Annotated in this window: 15 protein-coding genes; 8 read left to right on the plus strand and 7 right to left on the minus strand. The window is 40.1% G+C overall.

Translation table 11 applies throughout. The features are described 5' to 3' along the window. Window positions 1-221: 221 nt before the first annotated feature. From AACU25_RS20650 to AACU25_RS20660, 3 genes are all read right to left on the minus strand, one after another. The gene (locus AACU25_RS20650) at window positions 222-3176 is read right to left on the minus strand and encodes a CHAT domain-containing protein (protein ID WP_096578836.1); all 2955 of its coding nucleotides are present in this window, start codon (window positions 3174-3176) and stop codon (window positions 222-224) included. A gap of 2 nt (window positions 3177-3178) precedes the next feature. Beyond that, on the minus strand, window positions 3179-3508 hold the full coding sequence (locus AACU25_RS20655) for a hypothetical protein (RefSeq protein WP_096578838.1): 330 nt from the start codon (window positions 3506-3508) through the stop codon (window positions 3179-3181). A 308-nt stretch (window positions 3509-3816) separates the two neighbouring features. Next, complete coding sequence (locus AACU25_RS20660; protein ID WP_339382051.1) at window positions 3817-3984, minus strand: ribbon-helix-helix domain-containing protein; 168 nt, start codon at window positions 3982-3984, stop codon at window positions 3817-3819. 154 nt (window positions 3985-4138) lie between these two features. On the opposite strand from AACU25_RS20660, the gene AACU25_RS20665 reads away from it, so the two are divergent. From AACU25_RS20665 to AACU25_RS20700, 8 genes are all read left to right on the plus strand, one after another. Beyond that, window positions 4139-4693, plus strand: coding sequence for a hypothetical protein (locus AACU25_RS20665; RefSeq protein ID WP_096578842.1), 555 nt, complete (start codon window positions 4139-4141; stop codon window positions 4691-4693). After that, window positions 4693-5025 (plus strand): hypothetical protein, encoded by a 333-nt coding sequence (locus tag AACU25_RS20670; RefSeq protein WP_096578844.1) that lies wholly within the window; start codon window positions 4693-4695, stop codon window positions 5023-5025. The genes AACU25_RS20665 and AACU25_RS20670 overlap by 1 nt, the downstream gene beginning before the upstream one ends. Before the next feature lie 123 nt (window positions 5026-5148). Continuing rightward, complete coding sequence (locus AACU25_RS20675; RefSeq protein WP_096578846.1) at window positions 5149-5349, plus strand: hypothetical protein; 201 nt, start codon at window positions 5149-5151, stop codon at window positions 5347-5349. A 123-nt stretch (window positions 5350-5472) separates the two neighbouring features. Then, a complete protein-coding gene (locus tag AACU25_RS20680) occupies window positions 5473-5733 on the plus strand; it encodes a hypothetical protein (RefSeq protein ID WP_199347394.1) in 261 nt (86 codons plus the stop codon). Beyond that, window positions 5730-6131, plus strand: a complete 402-nt coding sequence (vapC, locus tag AACU25_RS20685) for a type II toxin-antitoxin system tRNA(fMet)-specific endonuclease VapC (protein ID WP_096578847.1) — start codon at window positions 5730-5732, stop codon at window positions 6129-6131. Before AACU25_RS20680 ends, vapC begins: the two co-directional genes overlap by 4 nt. A gap of 331 nt (window positions 6132-6462) precedes the next feature. Next, entirely contained in the window at window positions 6463-10266 is a 3804-nt protein-coding gene (locus tag AACU25_RS20690; protein ID WP_321206780.1) for a CHAT domain-containing tetratricopeptide repeat protein, read from the plus strand. Between the two features lie 3 nt (window positions 10267-10269). Then, window positions 10270-10647, plus strand: a complete 378-nt coding sequence (locus AACU25_RS20695) for a hypothetical protein (protein WP_096578848.1) — start codon at window positions 10270-10272, stop codon at window positions 10645-10647. Beyond that, window positions 10644-12158, plus strand: a complete 1515-nt coding sequence (locus AACU25_RS20700) for a hypothetical protein (protein WP_190445858.1) — start codon at window positions 10644-10646, stop codon at window positions 12156-12158. Before AACU25_RS20695 ends, AACU25_RS20700 begins: the two co-directional genes overlap by 4 nt. 35 nt (window positions 12159-12193) lie before the next feature. Here the strand turns inward: AACU25_RS20700 and AACU25_RS20705 are convergent, their stop codons facing one another. From AACU25_RS20705 to AACU25_RS20720, 4 genes are all read right to left on the minus strand, one after another. Beyond that, a complete protein-coding gene (locus AACU25_RS20705) occupies window positions 12194-12583 on the minus strand; it encodes a TniQ family protein (protein ID WP_339382052.1) in 390 nt (129 codons plus the stop codon). 387 nt (window positions 12584-12970) lie between these two features. Further along, complete coding sequence (locus tag AACU25_RS20710) at window positions 12971-14068, minus strand: PstS family phosphate ABC transporter substrate-binding protein (RefSeq protein ID WP_096578851.1); 1098 nt, start codon at window positions 14066-14068, stop codon at window positions 12971-12973. 407 nt (window positions 14069-14475) lie between these two features. Continuing rightward, window positions 14476-15681 (minus strand): serine/threonine-protein kinase, encoded by a 1206-nt coding sequence (locus AACU25_RS20715; RefSeq protein WP_096578853.1) that lies wholly within the window; start codon window positions 15679-15681, stop codon window positions 14476-14478. 701 nt (window positions 15682-16382) lie between these two features. After that, window positions 16383-17009 (minus strand): cytochrome c oxidase subunit 3, encoded by a 627-nt coding sequence (locus tag AACU25_RS20720; protein WP_096578855.1) that lies wholly within the window; start codon window positions 17007-17009, stop codon window positions 16383-16385. Window positions 17010-17127 lie beyond the last annotated feature (118 nt).

Below are 17127 nucleotides of genomic sequence, written 5' to 3' on the forward strand. Positions count from 1 at the left end.
GCGATCGCTTACGTTGGCTCTGTGCTAAAAGCGGTACTGACTGGGGTATTGTAATTGGTCGATTTTATAACTTTGCTAGCGATCGCTGCTGCTGCACATATTACTAGTTGATTCGGTTGAGCAAACTAGCCCCACTGCTGCTTAGATATGCAGATGCTTTCGTAAAAAAGGTTGCTATTCTAAAGCTTGATAAAATCACTGAAGTGCTTATATCTTATAGGTTACAAGTCACAGGTTACAATTTTCTGTGCGAGTCTCCTATGTACATCATCATCAAAACCCCAAGTACCATTCCAAGCCCCAAAATCACTCAATTTCCCCTCAAAATTCCCGTTTACTAACCTCCCCTTGCGCCACCCCCAATCTCCAATCCGGTATTTATACCCTACTAAATCACGTATTATCCACAATGGTGGTGGATGACTAATGTATTTAGTATAAATTAATGCAGGTAGAAAGGCATGAGACGCTGACAACGCACCTGTGGATAAAATTGATTGATATAATTCATCTATCGTATTATTCTTGTACCAACCTACGCACTTAAGATAGTCTCCAAAATAACCATCTCCGTCTTCATCTGTTTCGGCGAGTCCCCGGTAAATTTTCATCTGGATGCTGATACCGAATTCACCGTTACTATTTTCGAGCCAGATTTGATTAATTTCTCTAATAGTTTCACAAGGGAAATTCTCTAACAGCTTCCTCCAATTTTCATAGTTTTCTTTCACCATCACCTGGTAAAAAATCCAAACTGTTTCCTCATCTGCCTCTTTCCAAAGCCCTTGCTTCAGATAGTTTTCTAATAATTCACATAGCCTATTTGCTCCCAATTCATCAGTATATTTTCTCAATTCAGATTCAAAAGCTTCATCTGCTGCTGAGTTAAATTGAACTGCTAACATCTCAGAAAAGCCTTGCCTGAATCGTTCTGAATTGTCCTTATTAGCGAATTTCAATCGAAAAATTTCTTGCCATTTTTCTTTACTTATATTATTTTTATTCCCCCACAACTGATGTAATTTTTCATGAGCTTTTTGGTAGAGATAATAGACTTCTGAAGCTTCAGGTAGTTTAATACCGGGAATGATGTGAGGTAAAATGCGCGAAAATCGATAAAATCGATTTGATTCTTCTGGTTCGGGACTGACTTCTATAAGCCCTAATTCAATCGCTCGACTCAACTGTTTTTTGTAGTTAGAAGTAGACTCACAAACTGCTGATAATGCTGGCATAGGAACGGGAATTTCAAATACCAAACATCGGCTGAGTATTCGCTCAATATTTTGGTCAATTTGCTCGTATAACTCTTCCCAAATTATTCTTCCTTGCCATTGAGTAGGATTAGCTTCAAGTTGAGTGAGTTTTATTTCTACATCTTCTGTTGACAACACCTCATCATTTAACCATTCCAACAACCGAGGATTACCATCAGCCAAAATTTTGGCTCGCTCAATTAAATTTAGAGAAATTTCCTCGGAATTAAAAGCTTTTAATCGCCTCAGTTTTTTCTGTAGATCCGATTTGCGTAAGGATTCTAGAGGTTGTTTGTAGAATGATTCATCCAGCTCTGATTCAAAGTCATAACGACAGGTAATAATAATACGGTTGTCGGCATTACAGTCTTTAATTGCCCACACTAATGACCTCAATATCTCGGCTACTTGAGTTTTGAGAATATACCTTCCTTGACGATGTTCTAAATTCCACTCAAAGTCATCAAATACCAGCAAAAAATGTTTCTCCCCAGATTGGTTCAACTCCGCAAACACATCTCTTAATCGATATTTGAGTTCCTCTTTGCCTTCTCTGAGTGCTGTCCGTAGTTCTGCATTCCTCAGTTTATCTGCTAGCTTACTCACCAAACTAGATTCATCAATTTGTCGCCACCAAATGATTTTTTCACTTTCAGATAAGCGATCGCACAATCTCGCAGCAATCGTACTTTTTCCTAATCCTCCCATGCCATGAATTAAAACCCCAATCTTTTCTGAATAAGGCTTGAGTACCCGCAGACAGTTTTGTAACTGGCGACGACGACCAACAAAAGTTTCACGGGTGGCAACTCTCAGTTTCATCTCTGGGTCTAAAAACTCTTGAGCAACAGAAGCACGAGATACGGGTTTACGTCCGCGCTTGACCAACGCACCAGGTAGAGTTTCTGCCACATACAAGCGCAACAAATGCCAATCTCGTGCTTGATTTTTTAGCAGTACTTGATAAGCGATTGCAACTGCTTCTGTAAGCGTCTTTCCGGCTGATAATTCCTGGTACAAGGCAGCAGCAGTAGCGATGGCATCAGTATCCAACACTCGCTGACCCCAACCGATAACAGCAGTTGCACCTTGCTTTAGTAATGCCTCTGCCATTGATGGTACTGCACCAGCGTCACTTGAGTATCCAGTATTACAACCAGAAAGGAAAATCAGCTTGGGCAGTTGGAATTGCAATTCTGTAGCGATGTCTTCTGCACTGCTATATTCTGCTTCTCCCAATTCCGTCTCAGTGATAAAACATGGTTTTTTACCCAGAAACGTAGCATGACCTGTCAGGTGGATAACATCAAAGTAACTCTTCTCGTAATCATCCACCAAATAACCCAACTCTTTTAGGCAACCACTTTCTTCCACTATCAACGATAAGGGTTGACGCTTCGTTGCTGCTAAAATTTTGGCTTCTTCAGCCTCAAAATCCAGTTCCGGTTCGATTCCCAATGGGGAAGTTGCCATAAACAGAACATTTAATGCCCGATTTACTGCCTGATCTTCCGGTGTCAATTGTTTAGAATCATCATCCTTTACCCACCGGATGGGAATAATGGGAAAAGGTCGCCGATTCAGCAAAAAATCTGTACTATCGTGCAGTATTTCCCACGGTAAATGGGCGAGTTTTTCTGTTGCAGCAATGGCAAGAACGATACCCTCACGCTTATGCTGGGAAATAGCAGTTTGAAAAATGCGATCGCTTCCGTCTAACCAGTTATAAAGTGCCTGCCCAGTCTTAGCATAGTCTTCGGGCAGTCTGGTGTAATAATCTGTTTCTACCTTTTGAATCAACTCAGTGATTTCTGCCAGGGGAAGCTGACGAGACTGGCAATTATTGGGATTATCCCAGAATAAACGCAACTGAGCGTAGCGATCGCCCACGAGTTTCAGGTCAAGGTGGAGAATATTCATTGCTACTTGTAGTTTTCTAGAATCTCCTTGATTTGCTCTACTGTTGCGTCTTTGAGCAGTAATCGCCGATTATCATCAGTAACAATTAAAACTTTCTCAATCCTTGCACCATTTGGGTCGTGTAAAGACTTCTGATTCTTCTCCTTCCACTTGTGAATGCTCTCTGCAACGGTCAATGTTCCACTCACAATTCCCACAATTGTGGCGATAGTGGCTAGAGTTCCTTCCCGCTCAACTTCGTCAATAGTTTGATAACTTCCTTCTAATCCTTCAATTGCTAAAAGTTCTTCTGTAGCGGTGACTGCATCTCGTCCTTGGATTTCAATTTTCATATTATTTGTTTCTAAATAAAAATTTTGCAGAAATAATTTACAAGTTATAGGCGCTTATATCTTTACTTATAAAAATATTAGACACGAGTAGAGATGTTAGAAACTGTTGAATAAAATAGCACAGGGTTCACACCCCACTTGGGCATCTAGCGAAAATTTTTACATTCCTTGAGAATGCGCGGTCTCGCTGCGAATATCTCCAGGATGTACAGAAGTACATCACAAAGAGCGCATAACCAAATTCTCCTAACAGATAGGCATAAATTAGACAGTCGCTACTCGCGCTTCTTCAACAAATTACTGTGGTGTCATTGTCCCTCATTCTGTGCTTGTTTAATCGCTCGTTTCAAAATTAACACTGCCATTTGAGACAAAGAACGCTCCTCTGCATCAGCCAATTTTTGCAGGGCTTCTTTGTCTTTTTCTTCCATGTAAATAGTTACAGTTACTTTTCCCATGTCATCATCATAAGCCAATTAGTGTGTTTCTATATTTATCACATAAAAACACACTAATTAACATAAAAACACTTCGTTATTGCGTATAATTACTTATAAGTCAAAAGCCAGCCATCAACTTTCTCACGGCGGATGCTGGCTTTTGGCCCCCCTATCACAGGAGACATATACAATGTTAAAGCCTGTTAGCTATAAAACAGATCAACACCGAGCTTATCAACAAGCTTTAGATGATTTCGGCATCACCGAATTACTAGCCAATCTCAAAAACTACTCTGACGCAGACTTTGATAGCACCTGGATGCAACTCCAGCAGAAAGAACGAGAAACTCTTGGGGCAATTCTGATTTCTGCGTTAACTCACAGCATAAATGGTAAATTGCTTGCCGCTTATCTCAATCTCATCAGGCACAATCACCAAGATATAGCCCCAGATTTAATTAACCTCAAATACCCAGACGCATCTATTGAACTTCCCGCTAACTTTCCTGATGTAGCCAAGACACCCAGATTTTTATATGGCGATCGCTTGCGTTGGCTCTCCACTGAAAGCGATACTGACTGGGGTATTGTCATTGGTCGATTTTATAGCTTTGCAAGCGATCGCTGCTGCTGGAGTTGGTGCTACCTGATTTGGTTGAGCAAAAATAGCCCCAGTGCCGCTTGGACATCTGCCGATATTGCTTGGGAAGAAGATTTAGAACCAATGGGCGAGGAGACATACTAATGAATCCTCATCCACTCAAGCAGCGAGAGCAAGATTTGATGCAATTCTACAGTTATTGCCAGTTGGGTATGACTCCCCAGCAGTTTTACACCAAGTGGCAGGTGAATTACGAACAAATGGCTCAGATTTGTGATCGTTCCCTGTCCACAGTTCGACGCTGGTTTGCTAGAGGTAAAAACTACCGCCGCCCCATGCCAGACGATTTACGCCACCTAGCACTGATGAACTTTTTGCTGGAACACTTTGAGGAGATGCCCGAAGAACTGTTGCAGAAGCTTTGTTTTCCAAACGAACGTAGGGGCGGGTTCATAGATATCTTTAAGGATAAGTGAGGGTATTTGTCAACCCGCCCCTACCGCATCTAATTGCAATATCAAAATGATATTTCTTGCCAGCCTGTATCTCAGTAGGCTGGCTTTTGTCTTGGAATTTACAGATATTACCAGGAGAACTTCATGACTTACCTTGAAAAGCTCAATCCTTGGTGTATAGTCCGGCTTTTACCTAATATGCAGAACCAGATTGTCGCTCGTTTTCGTCGCCGCAGCGATGCCGAAGCTCATTTACAAGTTTTGCGCCGACTCATCCCTGGTGTGAGTTTTACAATTATTTTCAATGTGGGGTTAGAGCAACAAGATTTGACTGCTGTAGAGTGAATAGCGATGAAATTAAAAAACACCGATTAATGCAAAAGCTACTAACCGATAAAAAACGAGTCAAGCTTAATTAACTTTTGACCATAAAAGTAAAATGAAATTATCTTCCACCTAAGACTCATCATGGTTGCCCCAGAACTCGAACAAAAGCTCCTTCAGCTTTCACCTGACGATAAACTTTATATTATTCAAATCCTGGCACAAAGCCTAACTACACACAATAACAACATCCATTTACTAAAAACCCTTGTTGAGTCTCTACAACCAGCAACTCCAGCCGAAATTCCAGAATATCCTCGTCCTCAATTCTATGGATGTATCCAAGATGAAACATTCTTCCGCCATCCTCAAGGACAACAACCAGAACGCGAACCAATCTTGTGAAATTCCTGCTCGATACTAACACCTGCATTATCTATATGCGGGGTAAAAATTCTACTTTGAAACAGAAATTAGAATCTACTGCTACTAAAGATATTGCTGTTTGCTCAATAGTCAAAGCCGAACTATTTTATGGTGCAATGAAAAGTGCCAACCCACAACGCAATCTTACTTTACAACTGCGATTTTTAGCGCAATTTATATCACTACCCTTTGACGATTTAGCAGCAACAACATTTGGCACAATTCGCTCTCAACTAGAAGCTGTAGGTACTCCCATTGGAGCGTATGATTTACAAATCGCTGCGATCGCACTGACAAATAACTTAACGCTCATTACCCATAATACTAGAGAATTTCAACGCATTAATAACTTGTTGATTGAGGATTGGGAGATATAGCGATAAGCCTAACGGCATAGCTTCGCTTACCGCCAAAACAATAAATGCGTAGGTGTAGCCAGCCCTAGCGATCGCTTTGTTACTGTTGCGGTTTTTAATTGCAATAGCTACACCTAAAATGTAATTCGCTACATTAATAATGTATCGTCTAACATTCGCAATGTATCGCCGTGCATTAATGATGTATTGCTTTGCATTTACAATGTATTGTCTTACATTAATGATGTATCGCCTTACAGAAAGATTGTTTTTCAAACATCCTTTTATAGATTCTCAGTTAAGTAAGCTTTTCTGGAATTAAGGGCGTTGGCGTTGAATTATTCTTATAATTATGTCGCGTCTCACGCCCTTACCCATGAACGAACAGCGTCAGCAAGCCTATCTTAACTTGATTCGCAGTCTGTTAGATGCCCCCAGTGGTGAAGAACCAAAGATTTTAGCCGCACACCAAGATTTACTTGATGCTGGCTTGGTGCAGAAGGTAGAAGAAGTAGCACAGATGTGTTCTCAGCATGGAGATGAGAAGACAGCAAATAGGTTGCAAAGTTTGGCAATGCAACGAAGGGAAGCGTTGAATCTAGATACTCAAGTAGATTTGCAATCTTTCAGAGAAGACGAGATACAAGCATATGCCCAATTTTTGATGCAGGTAATACAAGCAACCAAAGACAGCAGAGGTAATCCGCAGGTAGTTTACCCCTTGTTGGCAAAGAATATAGACAAACTTGATGAAGTATTAGCAGAAATACTACGTCAATGGGAGACAAATAGACTAGGGGAAGTAAAAGCAAATGAGGCGGAAATTTTAGCAGCAGTTATTTTTACATTTAGCAATTTAATAGCGCAATTTCCATTGGGTGACAAAGCCAGTAATATGGAAATTGCGATCGCTGGCTACGAAATCGCTCTCACTGTCTATACCCGCAGCGCCTTTCCTGAAAATTGGGCTGCTACGCAAAATAATCTGGGGGAAGCTTACCGTAACAGAATATTAGGAGAGAGAGCCGAGAATATTGAATTAGCCATCGCAGCTTTTTCTGCTGCTCTGTCAATATATACGCGCAGCGCCTTTCCTCAAAATTGGGCAATGGCACAAAATAATCTGGGGATTGCTTACGGTGACAGAATAGTAGGAGAGAGAGCCGAGAATATTGAATTAGCGATCGCAGCTTTTTCTGCTGCATTAGAAGTCAGAACCCGCAGAGCTTTTCCAGAAGATTGGGCAGCAACGCAAAATAATCTGGGGAATGCCTACAGAAATAGAATCATCGGCAACAGAGCAGAGAATATTGAATTAGCAATCGCTGCTTATTCTGCTGCTCTGTCAATATATACGCGCAGCGCCTTTCCTCAAAATTGGGCAATGGCGCAAAATAATCTGGGGATTGCTTACGGTGACAGAATATTAGAAGAGAAAGCCGAAAATCTGGAATTAGCGATCGCAGCTTATTCTGCGGCACTTGAAGTATATACCCGCAAAGCTTTTCCTCAACAATGGGCAATGACGCAAAATAATTTGGGGATTGCTTACCGTAATAGGATACAACAAGAGCGAGCCGAGAATCTGGAATTAGCGATCGCAGCTTATTCTGCGGCACTTGAAGTATATACCCGCAAAGCCTTTCCTGAAAATTGGGCAACAACGCAAAATAATCTGGGGAATGCTTACAGTGACAGAATATTAGGAGAACGATCTGAGAATATTGAATTAGCGATCGCAGCTTTTTCTGCGGCACTTGAAGTATATACCCGCAAAGCTTTTCCTGAAAATTGGGCAGGTACGCAAAATAATCTGGGGAATGCTTACAATAACAGAATATTAGGAGAACGGGCTGAGAATATTGAATTAGCGATCACTGCTTATACTGCGGCACTTGAAGTATATACCCGCACTGCCTTTCCTGTTGATTGGGCAATGACGCAAGTTGGTCTGGGTATTGCTTACCGTAACAGAATATTCGGAGAGAAAGCCGAGAATATTGAATTAGCGATCGCTGCTTATACTGCGGCTCTGGAAGTCAGAACTCGCACTGCCTTTCCTGAAAAATGGGCAGAAACGCAAAATAATCTAGGGGCTGCTTACGCTGAGAGAATATTAGGAGAACCAGCCGAAAATTTGGAAGATGCGGTCAAGGCTTATACTGCGGCACTTGAAGTATATAACCGCAACACCTTTCCTGTTGATTGGGCAATGACGCAAGTTGGTCTGGGGAATGCTTATAGTTACAGAATATTAGGAGAACCAGCCGAAAATTTGGAAGATGCGATCAAAGCTTATACTGCGGCACTTGAAGTATATAACCGCAACACCTTTCCTAAAGATTGGGCTGCTACACAAAATAATCTGGGGGTTGCTTACCGTAAAAGAATATTAGGAGAACCAGCCGAGAATCTAGAGTTGGCGATCGCGGCTTATTCTGCTGCATTAGAAGTCAGAACCCGCAGCGCCTTTCCTCAAAGCCACGCAGAAACTTTGTTAAGTCTCGGCATTTCATATCAAAACAAAAAACAATTTGACTTAGCTTACAAAAATTTTACCGATGCGATAGCAACAGTCGAATCTTTGCGGGAAGAAATTATTTCTGGTGATGAAAACAAGCGCAAACACGCAGAAGAATGGAATCAACTTTATAGACGCATGGTAGAAGTTTGTCTAGCATTAAACAAAAATACCGAAGCTATTGAATATGTTGAACGCAGCAAAACCCGCAACTTAGTCGAACTTCTTCTCGAACGTGACAGCAAAACTATCTTTCGTCCAGAAGAGTTCACTCAACTAGAACAACTCCGAGACGAAATAGCCAGTAAACAATATCAACTCCAAAATAGCAAAGCTGAAAATCCAACTGCTTTAGCTCAAAATCTCCAACAATTACGACAACAGCGCAACAACTTACAAGATAAATATTTGCCTGTTGGTTCTGGCTTCAAGTTTGCTCAATTCCCCAAAACTTTAGATGCAAATACAGCAGTTATAGAATGGTATATTGCCACAGATACAATTCTCACATTTATTATCAAACCTCACGGACATGATATAACCTCTTGGCAATCACAACCAGAAGATAAAACGGCACTATTTGATTGGGGTGATGAATATTTAAATGATTACTACAACTCAGAAGACGAAAATAAAATCCAATGGCAGAATCAACTAGAAACACGCCTGAACAAATTAGCAGAAATTCTGCACATTGAAGAAATATTAGCCCACATCCCCGAACAATGCCAAAGATTAATCCTCATTCCTCATCGCTTTTTACACCTATTCCCTCTCCATGCTTTACCCGTCAAATCATCATACTTAATTGACTTATTCCCCAAGGGCGTAAGCTATGCACCGAGTTGTCAAATCTTACAACAAGTGCAACTGCGTCAACATCCTGAATCTCAATCATTATTAAAATCCTTATTTGCTGTACAGAACCCCACAACAGATTTATATCAAGACTACGAAAAAGACTTAGGTGCAGTCGCCGCCATTAAAAAGAAATTTACTCAGGCTCATATTATCAAACAAGCCAACGCCAACAAATCAGCAATTCTCCATGTTGATGAAAATCATCACACCACCCTCAACCCAGAATTACGCCAAGCGAACAACATCTTTTTCTTCTGTCACGGCTACTTCAACCCTAACTCTCCCCAAGATTCCGGCTTACAATTAGCTGACGCAAACCTAACTTTAACAGAGATCATCGCTCACTTCAAATTAGCAAACTGTCACCTAGTCACCCTTTCAGCTTGCGAAACTGGGATGATAGATTTCAGAAACACCAGTGACGAATACATAGGTTTACCCAGTGGGTTTTTGTTAGCTGGTAGTACCAATGTAGTCAGCAGCCTTTGGACTGTCAGTGCTACAGCTACAGCCTTATTCATGATTAAATTTTACGAAGAACTACAGCAGCAAACTAATATTGTATTAGCTCTAAACGCAGCACAACACTGGTTAAGAAGTACAACAATTAAAGGCTTTCAACACTGGCTACCTAACTCATCATTAAGTCTACATTCTCAGAAAGACATAGGTAACTACTTGACTGAAATCGTCAAAGACAAAGGAGAATCTACACGACCCTTTGAGTCACCTTTTTATTGGGCTGCTTTTTATCACACAGGTAAAGGAGTTTAACAAATGTCATCGCAAAATAGCATCCAAGCCTTTATTCAAATACTTAATTCACAATCACAGTTAATTTCTCTACCAGACTGGGAAGAATTACAGCAAATACATAGAAATTTACCAGAAGATGACGATGAGGAAATTGCCGAAATATTAGAGGATTGGTTACAAACAGCATCTCGCAGTCAACTGTTAGCAGCTTACGAAGAAAACCTCGAAATAATCACAGATAAATCTTCTATTGATGTAGGTAAAAACTTAGGGATAGCTAAGAGTAAATCACAGACACCACCAGATAAACCCAGCCCATCATCAAAGGAATTGTTAGACAATGCTATTAAACTCAACGCGCCTTTATCAGACAAGCAAAAATCTCAACCAACAAAGTGAAGAATTTTAGCCTCAGCCTCTACGCTTTTCATCTCCGCGACAGCTTCACCCATCTTCCTGGTGAAGTTGTGGCAGATGCTGATTTATTATGGGAGAATTTGGTGAAACTGGGAGAGAATAACCTTACCTTTCCTAGCTTAAAAGATTTGCGCTCAAAACTAGTTTCTTATCATCATGGTGTATACACACCCCAGCAAGAAACAGCCATCAAAACTGAATGGTTAAGCATTTCAGGAAAAGATTTAGACTTAGGTAGTCTCCCCACCCCAGCCGGATTTAACATTAACGCTAATCTTCAGCCATTCTTACTTAATGACACCTACGCCATAGATTTAACCTTATCTCCCGAATTACCAAACACCGAAATAGACATCCCCCAACTGCAACATTTCCAACCCCAATATTTATTACCCGCTAATATTCAAGCATCATTAGGACAAACATTATCAATTTATGGAGAAGTAGAACCCAGTGAAGATTGTGAGACTTTAGCACAAAAAATTGCCATAGCCTTAGTAGCAGGAATTAACTTAAATTCTCCGATATTAATACGTAAGGGAGAATTGTTTGAGAGTTTATTGTTTGAATACCAAGCACTTGACACCTATGCACTAGATGACCCTGCTAAACAGTGTCAGATTTTAATAGTCATCAATAATAGTCAAGCAGCAACAGAACAACTCGCAACAGTAGCGCATGACTGGTTATTAAAGTTACTTTGGAGCTATCATAAAATCCTTTATATTTATCAACTAGCACGTCAACGCTATGGAGAAGGGAGGCAAATTTACGGCTATTTAGAAAATAAAATCCAAGAATTTAACAATTTGATAACTGCAAACCAACCAAACTTATCTGCATTAAAAAGCTTAATATCCCAAGTTCCCCAAACAAGCTTAGACTACACTAGATGCTGTCAAGATTTAGAAACCCACCACACAGCAATTACTACAAACATTACTAATTATAAAACCTGCTTAGATAACATTACAGCCATTAATAACGGCAATATTCCCCAAACATGGGAAGATTTTTTCAACAAAGAATGTCAAAAATGGCAAAAACAAATCCAAACAGATATTCACTATCTTGCTCCAGGTAAAGAAATATTTGGACAATTAGTTGATACTATTCGCGGTATAGTAGAAACAGAACAAGCAGAGAGTGATCGCCGCAAAGAAACCGCAGATAAAATACGCGACACTAAATTACAAAATACCATTCAAGCAGTGGGTGTCGGTATTGGTGTTGGGACGGGAGTAGCAGGCATATTTTCCCAAACTTTCCCTTTAATAATAGAGAAAAAATGGGCATTACCTAGCAAAGAGCATCCCTTTCTTTATCCTCATCCTTTCTTGACTTCCTTTGGCGTAAGTCTGATATTGGGCGCTTTTCTTGGGTGGCAAGCTTGGCGTTATTTTAAACAACGCCTTGACAGCAAACTACCCCCAGAAGCATCATCTACTAATACTTTAGCTGTGGCAAATTCCAAACCAGAAGAACTCACTTAGAGACTTGGTTAATTTAACTCCTTATTCTGATATTTTTACAAGCCCTTCTGTTGCTTTGCCATTTCCGCAAACAGCATCCTACATCTATGACAACAGCCATCCTCCCACAACGCAGGCATTTTGAAAGGTGCTTGACAATTGGGACACTTCGCTAAAATCTTGAGTTGATGGCGATCGCATTTCCATACTGATTTATACTGCCATTCAATTCGGTGACAAGGGGTTTCTGCATAACAAGCACCACACAGGCGAATTGGCTCATGCTGCATTCCCACTCCCAGAGGTGGCAGCATTTGAGCTAACCTTTCGGCATCTACCTCTACTACAGATGCGATCGCTTCTAGCTCTTTTTGACTTGGACGAGGATTAAAATGAAATCGCTCCCACCTTGCTATCACTGCACCAATCCCTGCCAAAATACCCAACCCACTTGCCGATAAATGGTTAGCACGTTGCTCCCCAGAAAGCGACAGTCAATTTGTCATTATGAAAATACACAAAAGCTTTTCTGTCGTTCAGAAAGCGACAGCTAATTTGTCACAATTACGGACGATGACATCTATTTTGTCACTACAAAGAAGTTATACAAAAATTGTAAAATCGCTAAAATCTATACTGTGCAAAGATTTTCTCGATGACATTAATTTGTCACGACGACAGATAATTAGTCACTGTACATTATTTGTCTGCGTTGACAAATTAATGTCGACGAAACTAGATCAGCTTTTGTAGAGAAGTAGTGCGATCGCATTTTACCACTGGCGAAACAAGATAACCTCTCAAATTTCGCCAGCAGTCTATTCAAGTATTAACTAACGAACTCTAACAAACCCAGCTTGCTCAATAGCCTGTTGTCCTTGGTCGGTAAGTACAAGATTGGCATAAGCATTGCCAGCCTGTTGTGCTTGACCTTTGTTTTGTTTAATAATCACAAACAGCTTAGAGGTTATAGGATAGCTACCATTTTTAATGGCTTCCGTATTCACCTGATTGCGTTGGCGCGGACATTGTTCAGGTGATACAAAAGGTTGACGGTAAGGGGAAACGAAATCAGTACCAGTCCGGCCTAATAGTAAGGGTTTCACACTACATTGAGGTACGACAGCACGGGCAGAAGCATAATATATACCACCAGGAGTTTTGCTGAGTTGACGTACTGCATCTGTAGTGGAGTAGATATATTTGACATTAGAACCCAGTGCTTGTTTCGTTGACTCGCCATTACTAGAGAAGATGCTTGTGTCTGCATTCTCTGGTTTTTGAGAAAAAGCTGTTATGGGTAGATTTGGCCCTCCTACCTGATTCCAGTTAGTTAATTTCCCTAAATATATCTGCTGCAATTGGTCAACGGTTAAACCTGGCAAGTTCAACGATGGATTAACTACTACCGCTATCCCATCAATACCCACCTGGCGTTGTTCAAGGGTGAAACCTCTCTCTTTGGCAATGGCTTTTTCTTCTTCTGTAAGGGGGCGAGAAGATTGAGCAAAGTCTAATTTTCCATCCAGCAACATTCGGATACCGGAACTAGAACCAGGGCTACCATCTAGAGGGTCTAAGTAGCGCAATTTCAATTCAGGGCGCGCACTGAGGATTTGAGAATCTACAACTTGCCTAATCGGTGCCCAAGCAGTGCTACCACCGTAGTTAAATGAATCAGTAGGCACATTGGTAAGTGACCCAAAGGTAGATACAGCATTCGAGGTCGGCTGTAAATTTTGATTAGAAGAATCAGCCAAACTGGGATTAGATGAATCAGTATTATTGCGAGCCATGAACTCAGGCTTGAGCAACCACCAAAGTAATCCTCCGATCACCATCAGTGTTAGCACTTTACCAATAATTAAACCTTTGAGGAAGATGCTGATATCTTCCTTAATCAAAACTTTTTTTTGATTTGTGTTGTCCATTTTATTAATTTTGTTTATTTGTGAGGTTGACAACAATTGGTGGCAATACTACTCGGTTAAACGTTTTGAAATCAAAATTTGTTTTGGGGAAAAGGTTAAAGGTTAAAGGTTTTTTATTTCCCTTTTCCCATTCCCCTTTTTTCCCTTAACCGACGAGTATTACAATTGGTGGTAGATGCAAGGTATAAAAAACATTTGTAATTATCAGTTGATAATAATTTACTTATAATTAACTATTCCTGATTTCATCAAGCTAAATATACTTTTTATTAATTGCTTGTAGCACCTAATTATAATTACTAGTTTTTATGTCATTTTTCTAAATCCAGAATACAGATAATTTACCCCCTTCCTCCTGCTGTTTATGTGTATCTTGATTTTGGATAATTGGTATTAGTTAACTAGCTCTAATCTACTGATCCATCTACATGGGCAGCAGAAAGATTATTAAATTTTTCGATGAATGTTTGTGATGGAGTTGGTTGTTTTTGTGGCGATAAACTTGTACTCAAAAATGTATATATTAGAGCTATTAGTAATACACTAGTAATAATGCCAAAACCCAGACCCAGCAGCAACATAAACTTGCGGTAAACAACTAAAGAATCCTCATCAGGTTGTTCATCTGGAACACTCAACTCTGAGTACTTTGGCAGCGTTATATCGGGAATCAGTGCTTGCAAAGCTTCTCCTGCAGATTGGTAACGCTGGTTATGGCGTTCGCTAATCATGATATCTAAAACATCTGCTAGCCAATCGCTGACTTTTGCTTTGTTCCGCCAAATTAATTGTCCAGTATCGGGATCTTCTGGTAATTCTTCAGGTTTTAAACCAGTCAAAGCTTGAATCCCAATCATACCTACTGCATAAATATCGCTGCTAAGTCTTGGCTTACCTTTAGCTTGTTCTGTTGGCATATAGCCAGGAGTACCAACAGAAACAGTCAGGGTATTGCCCGGATTACCTACTTTTTTAATACTGCCAAAATCAATGAGTATAATTTTGCGATCGCAGTTCCGTCGCATGATATTTTGTGGCTTAATATCCCGGTGAATTATTCTGTTTTGGTGAACGAAGTCCAACACTTCCAGGATATCTTTCAATAAATTTAAGACTACATCTTCGCTTACAGGTTTACCGGGGACAATTTCTTGGGTTAAGTCGTAACCATCAATAAATTCTTGAACTAAATAAAAATCTCCATCTTCATGAAAGTGAGCCAACAAGGTAGGAATTTGCTTATGATTGTTGCCTAGCTGATATAAAATTTCGGCTTCGCGATCAAAGAGGTTTTTGGCTATCGGTAAAACAGCAGGATGAGGATGTTTAGGATAAAAATGTTTAACAACACAAAATGGTTTACCCGGTAAATCCAAATCAATTGCTAAGTAAGTATCACCAGAACCCCCTCTAGCTAAAAGTTGGACAATCTTAAAGCGATTCCGCAGTGTTTTTTTAATCAGAGGATACTGTTGCTGTTCTCTATTCCCTTGTTTATTTCCTGCATCGCCAGATAGTAAATAAGTAATACCACCAGATAATTTACTTTTTAAGTACGTCACATGATTGTAGCGATTTCGGAGTGTTTTTCTAATGCGAGGGTACTGACGCATGGGACATATCCTAACCTATCTAAAATAGCTGACAAGTTAAATTTTGGTGGTAGATTGTGCTTGACATTCCGCCTGAATGCCTGCGTAGTTGCTTGATATTTAAATTTAAAAATTTTCCAAGCTAGATATTAGTTTAGTGGCGAAATTCTATAATTTTTTAGAGATTTTAAGGGCGCTAATATCACAATATAATTTTAACCAAATATTTTATCCTTTCAATTTTTATTGTTGCTGTAGTTGCACCTATATCGGACTAAAGTTAATAGTCTTGAAATCTCAAAATATCTTAGTAAACACACTTTAGTATACAATCCAGCTAAAATTCAATATGGTTATAAATGTATAAAAAAAACAAAGCGCGTTTCATTCTGATTTAGAGCAGAGTAAAAAATAATACGATGAATCAGAATATAGATGAGCTTGCTATCTGGATAGTGTTGCAGATAAATGTCAATTAGAGGATGTAATTAGCAAGATGCTCATTAAACAAGAAAATTGAGGATATTTTTTGATTTACTATTGCCTTAGTCAAATCTACGCCTCCCAAGGCATAAATTCTAGAGATATTACAGAGTTAACACCATGAAATGCAGCAACTATTATCACTCAGTGATTATTCTATGACGGAAATTAACCATAAAAAAACCCCCAGTGGGGGTTAGGTAGTTATTCGCGTGGAGTGAACAACTACTTATTAATACTTAGAGGATGTACAACAATCCGAACAAAATTATCCAAATTACATCAACAAAATGCCAGTAAATTTCCGCAGCTTCAATACCGAAGCGTTTTTCGTTAGTGTAATGACCGGCAACGCGCGATCGCCACAGTACAGCTAAAATTGCTAACACACCGATAGTCACGTGCAAGCCGTGGAAGCCAGTTAACACGTAGAATGCACTGGCAAATAAATTGGTAGTTAAACCGAATTCTAGATGGGTATATTCATAAACCTGACCTACCAAGAAAATTGCACCCATTGCGGCAGTAATTGCCAACCAAGTCTGCATACCCTTGGTATCATTCTTTTTGATAGCAGTGTCAGCATTATGCATCACAAAACTGCTAGCTATTAGATTAACGGTGTTAACGCCTGGTAGCAAAAGTTCTAATTCGGGTGTTCCCTCTGGCGGCCATACAGGTAAGGTAGAACGGAAAGCCAGATATGCTCCGAACAACCCCATGAAAATCATGCCCTCAGCAATCAGAAACACAATTAGCCCAAACAAACGATGGTCGGGATGTTCTTCGTGACCCGCATGTGCAGCTTCCGCGCTATGGTGATGATTCAGTTCAGCTTGTGCTGGGTCAATAGTTTGACTTTGCATGAATATTAAAAAGGATAAGTGTAAAGGGATTGGGGACTGGGGACTGGGGACTGGGGATTGGGGAACTCGGGGCCCCCACGACCGTAGGAAGTGGGGATTAGGGGTAATGGGGATTGGG

Origin of the sequence: Tolypothrix tenuis PCC 7101 (genome assembly GCF_963874875.1) — a bacterium.
Classification (GTDB): Bacteria; Cyanobacteriota; Cyanobacteriia; order Cyanobacteriales; family Nostocaceae; genus Aulosira; species Aulosira tenue.

Excerpts from the sequence above, each read along its gene's own strand:
- AACU25_RS20650 (WP_096578836.1), bottom strand. The coding sequence starts at position 3,176 with ATGAATATTCTCCACCTTGACCTGAAACTCGTGGGCGATCGCTACGCT.
- AACU25_RS20655 (WP_096578838.1), bottom strand. The coding sequence starts at position 3,508 with ATGAAAATTGAAATCCAAGGACGAGATGCAGTCACCGCTACAGAAGAA.
- AACU25_RS20665 (WP_096578842.1), top strand. The coding sequence starts at position 4,139 with ATGTTAAAGCCTGTTAGCTATAAAACAGATCAACACCGAGCTTATCAA.
- AACU25_RS20670 (WP_096578844.1), top strand. The coding sequence starts at position 4,693 with ATGAATCCTCATCCACTCAAGCAGCGAGAGCAAGATTTGATGCAATTC.
- AACU25_RS20675 (WP_096578846.1), top strand. The coding sequence starts at position 5,149 with ATGACTTACCTTGAAAAGCTCAATCCTTGGTGTATAGTCCGGCTTTTA.
- AACU25_RS20680 (WP_199347394.1), top strand. The coding sequence starts at position 5,473 with ATGGTTGCCCCAGAACTCGAACAAAAGCTCCTTCAGCTTTCACCTGAC.
- AACU25_RS20690 (WP_321206780.1), top strand. The coding sequence starts at position 6,463 with ATGTCGCGTCTCACGCCCTTACCCATGAACGAACAGCGTCAGCAAGCC.
- AACU25_RS20695 (WP_096578848.1), top strand. The coding sequence starts at position 10,270 with ATGTCATCGCAAAATAGCATCCAAGCCTTTATTCAAATACTTAATTCA.
- AACU25_RS20710 (WP_096578851.1), bottom strand. The coding sequence starts at position 14,068 with ATGGACAACACAAATCAAAAAAAAGTTTTGATTAAGGAAGATATCAGC.
- AACU25_RS20715 (WP_096578853.1), bottom strand. The coding sequence starts at position 15,681 with ATGCGTCAGTACCCTCGCATTAGAAAAACACTCCGAAATCGCTACAAT.
- AACU25_RS20720 (WP_096578855.1), bottom strand. The coding sequence starts at position 17,009 with ATGCAAAGTCAAACTATTGACCCAGCACAAGCTGAACTGAATCATCAC.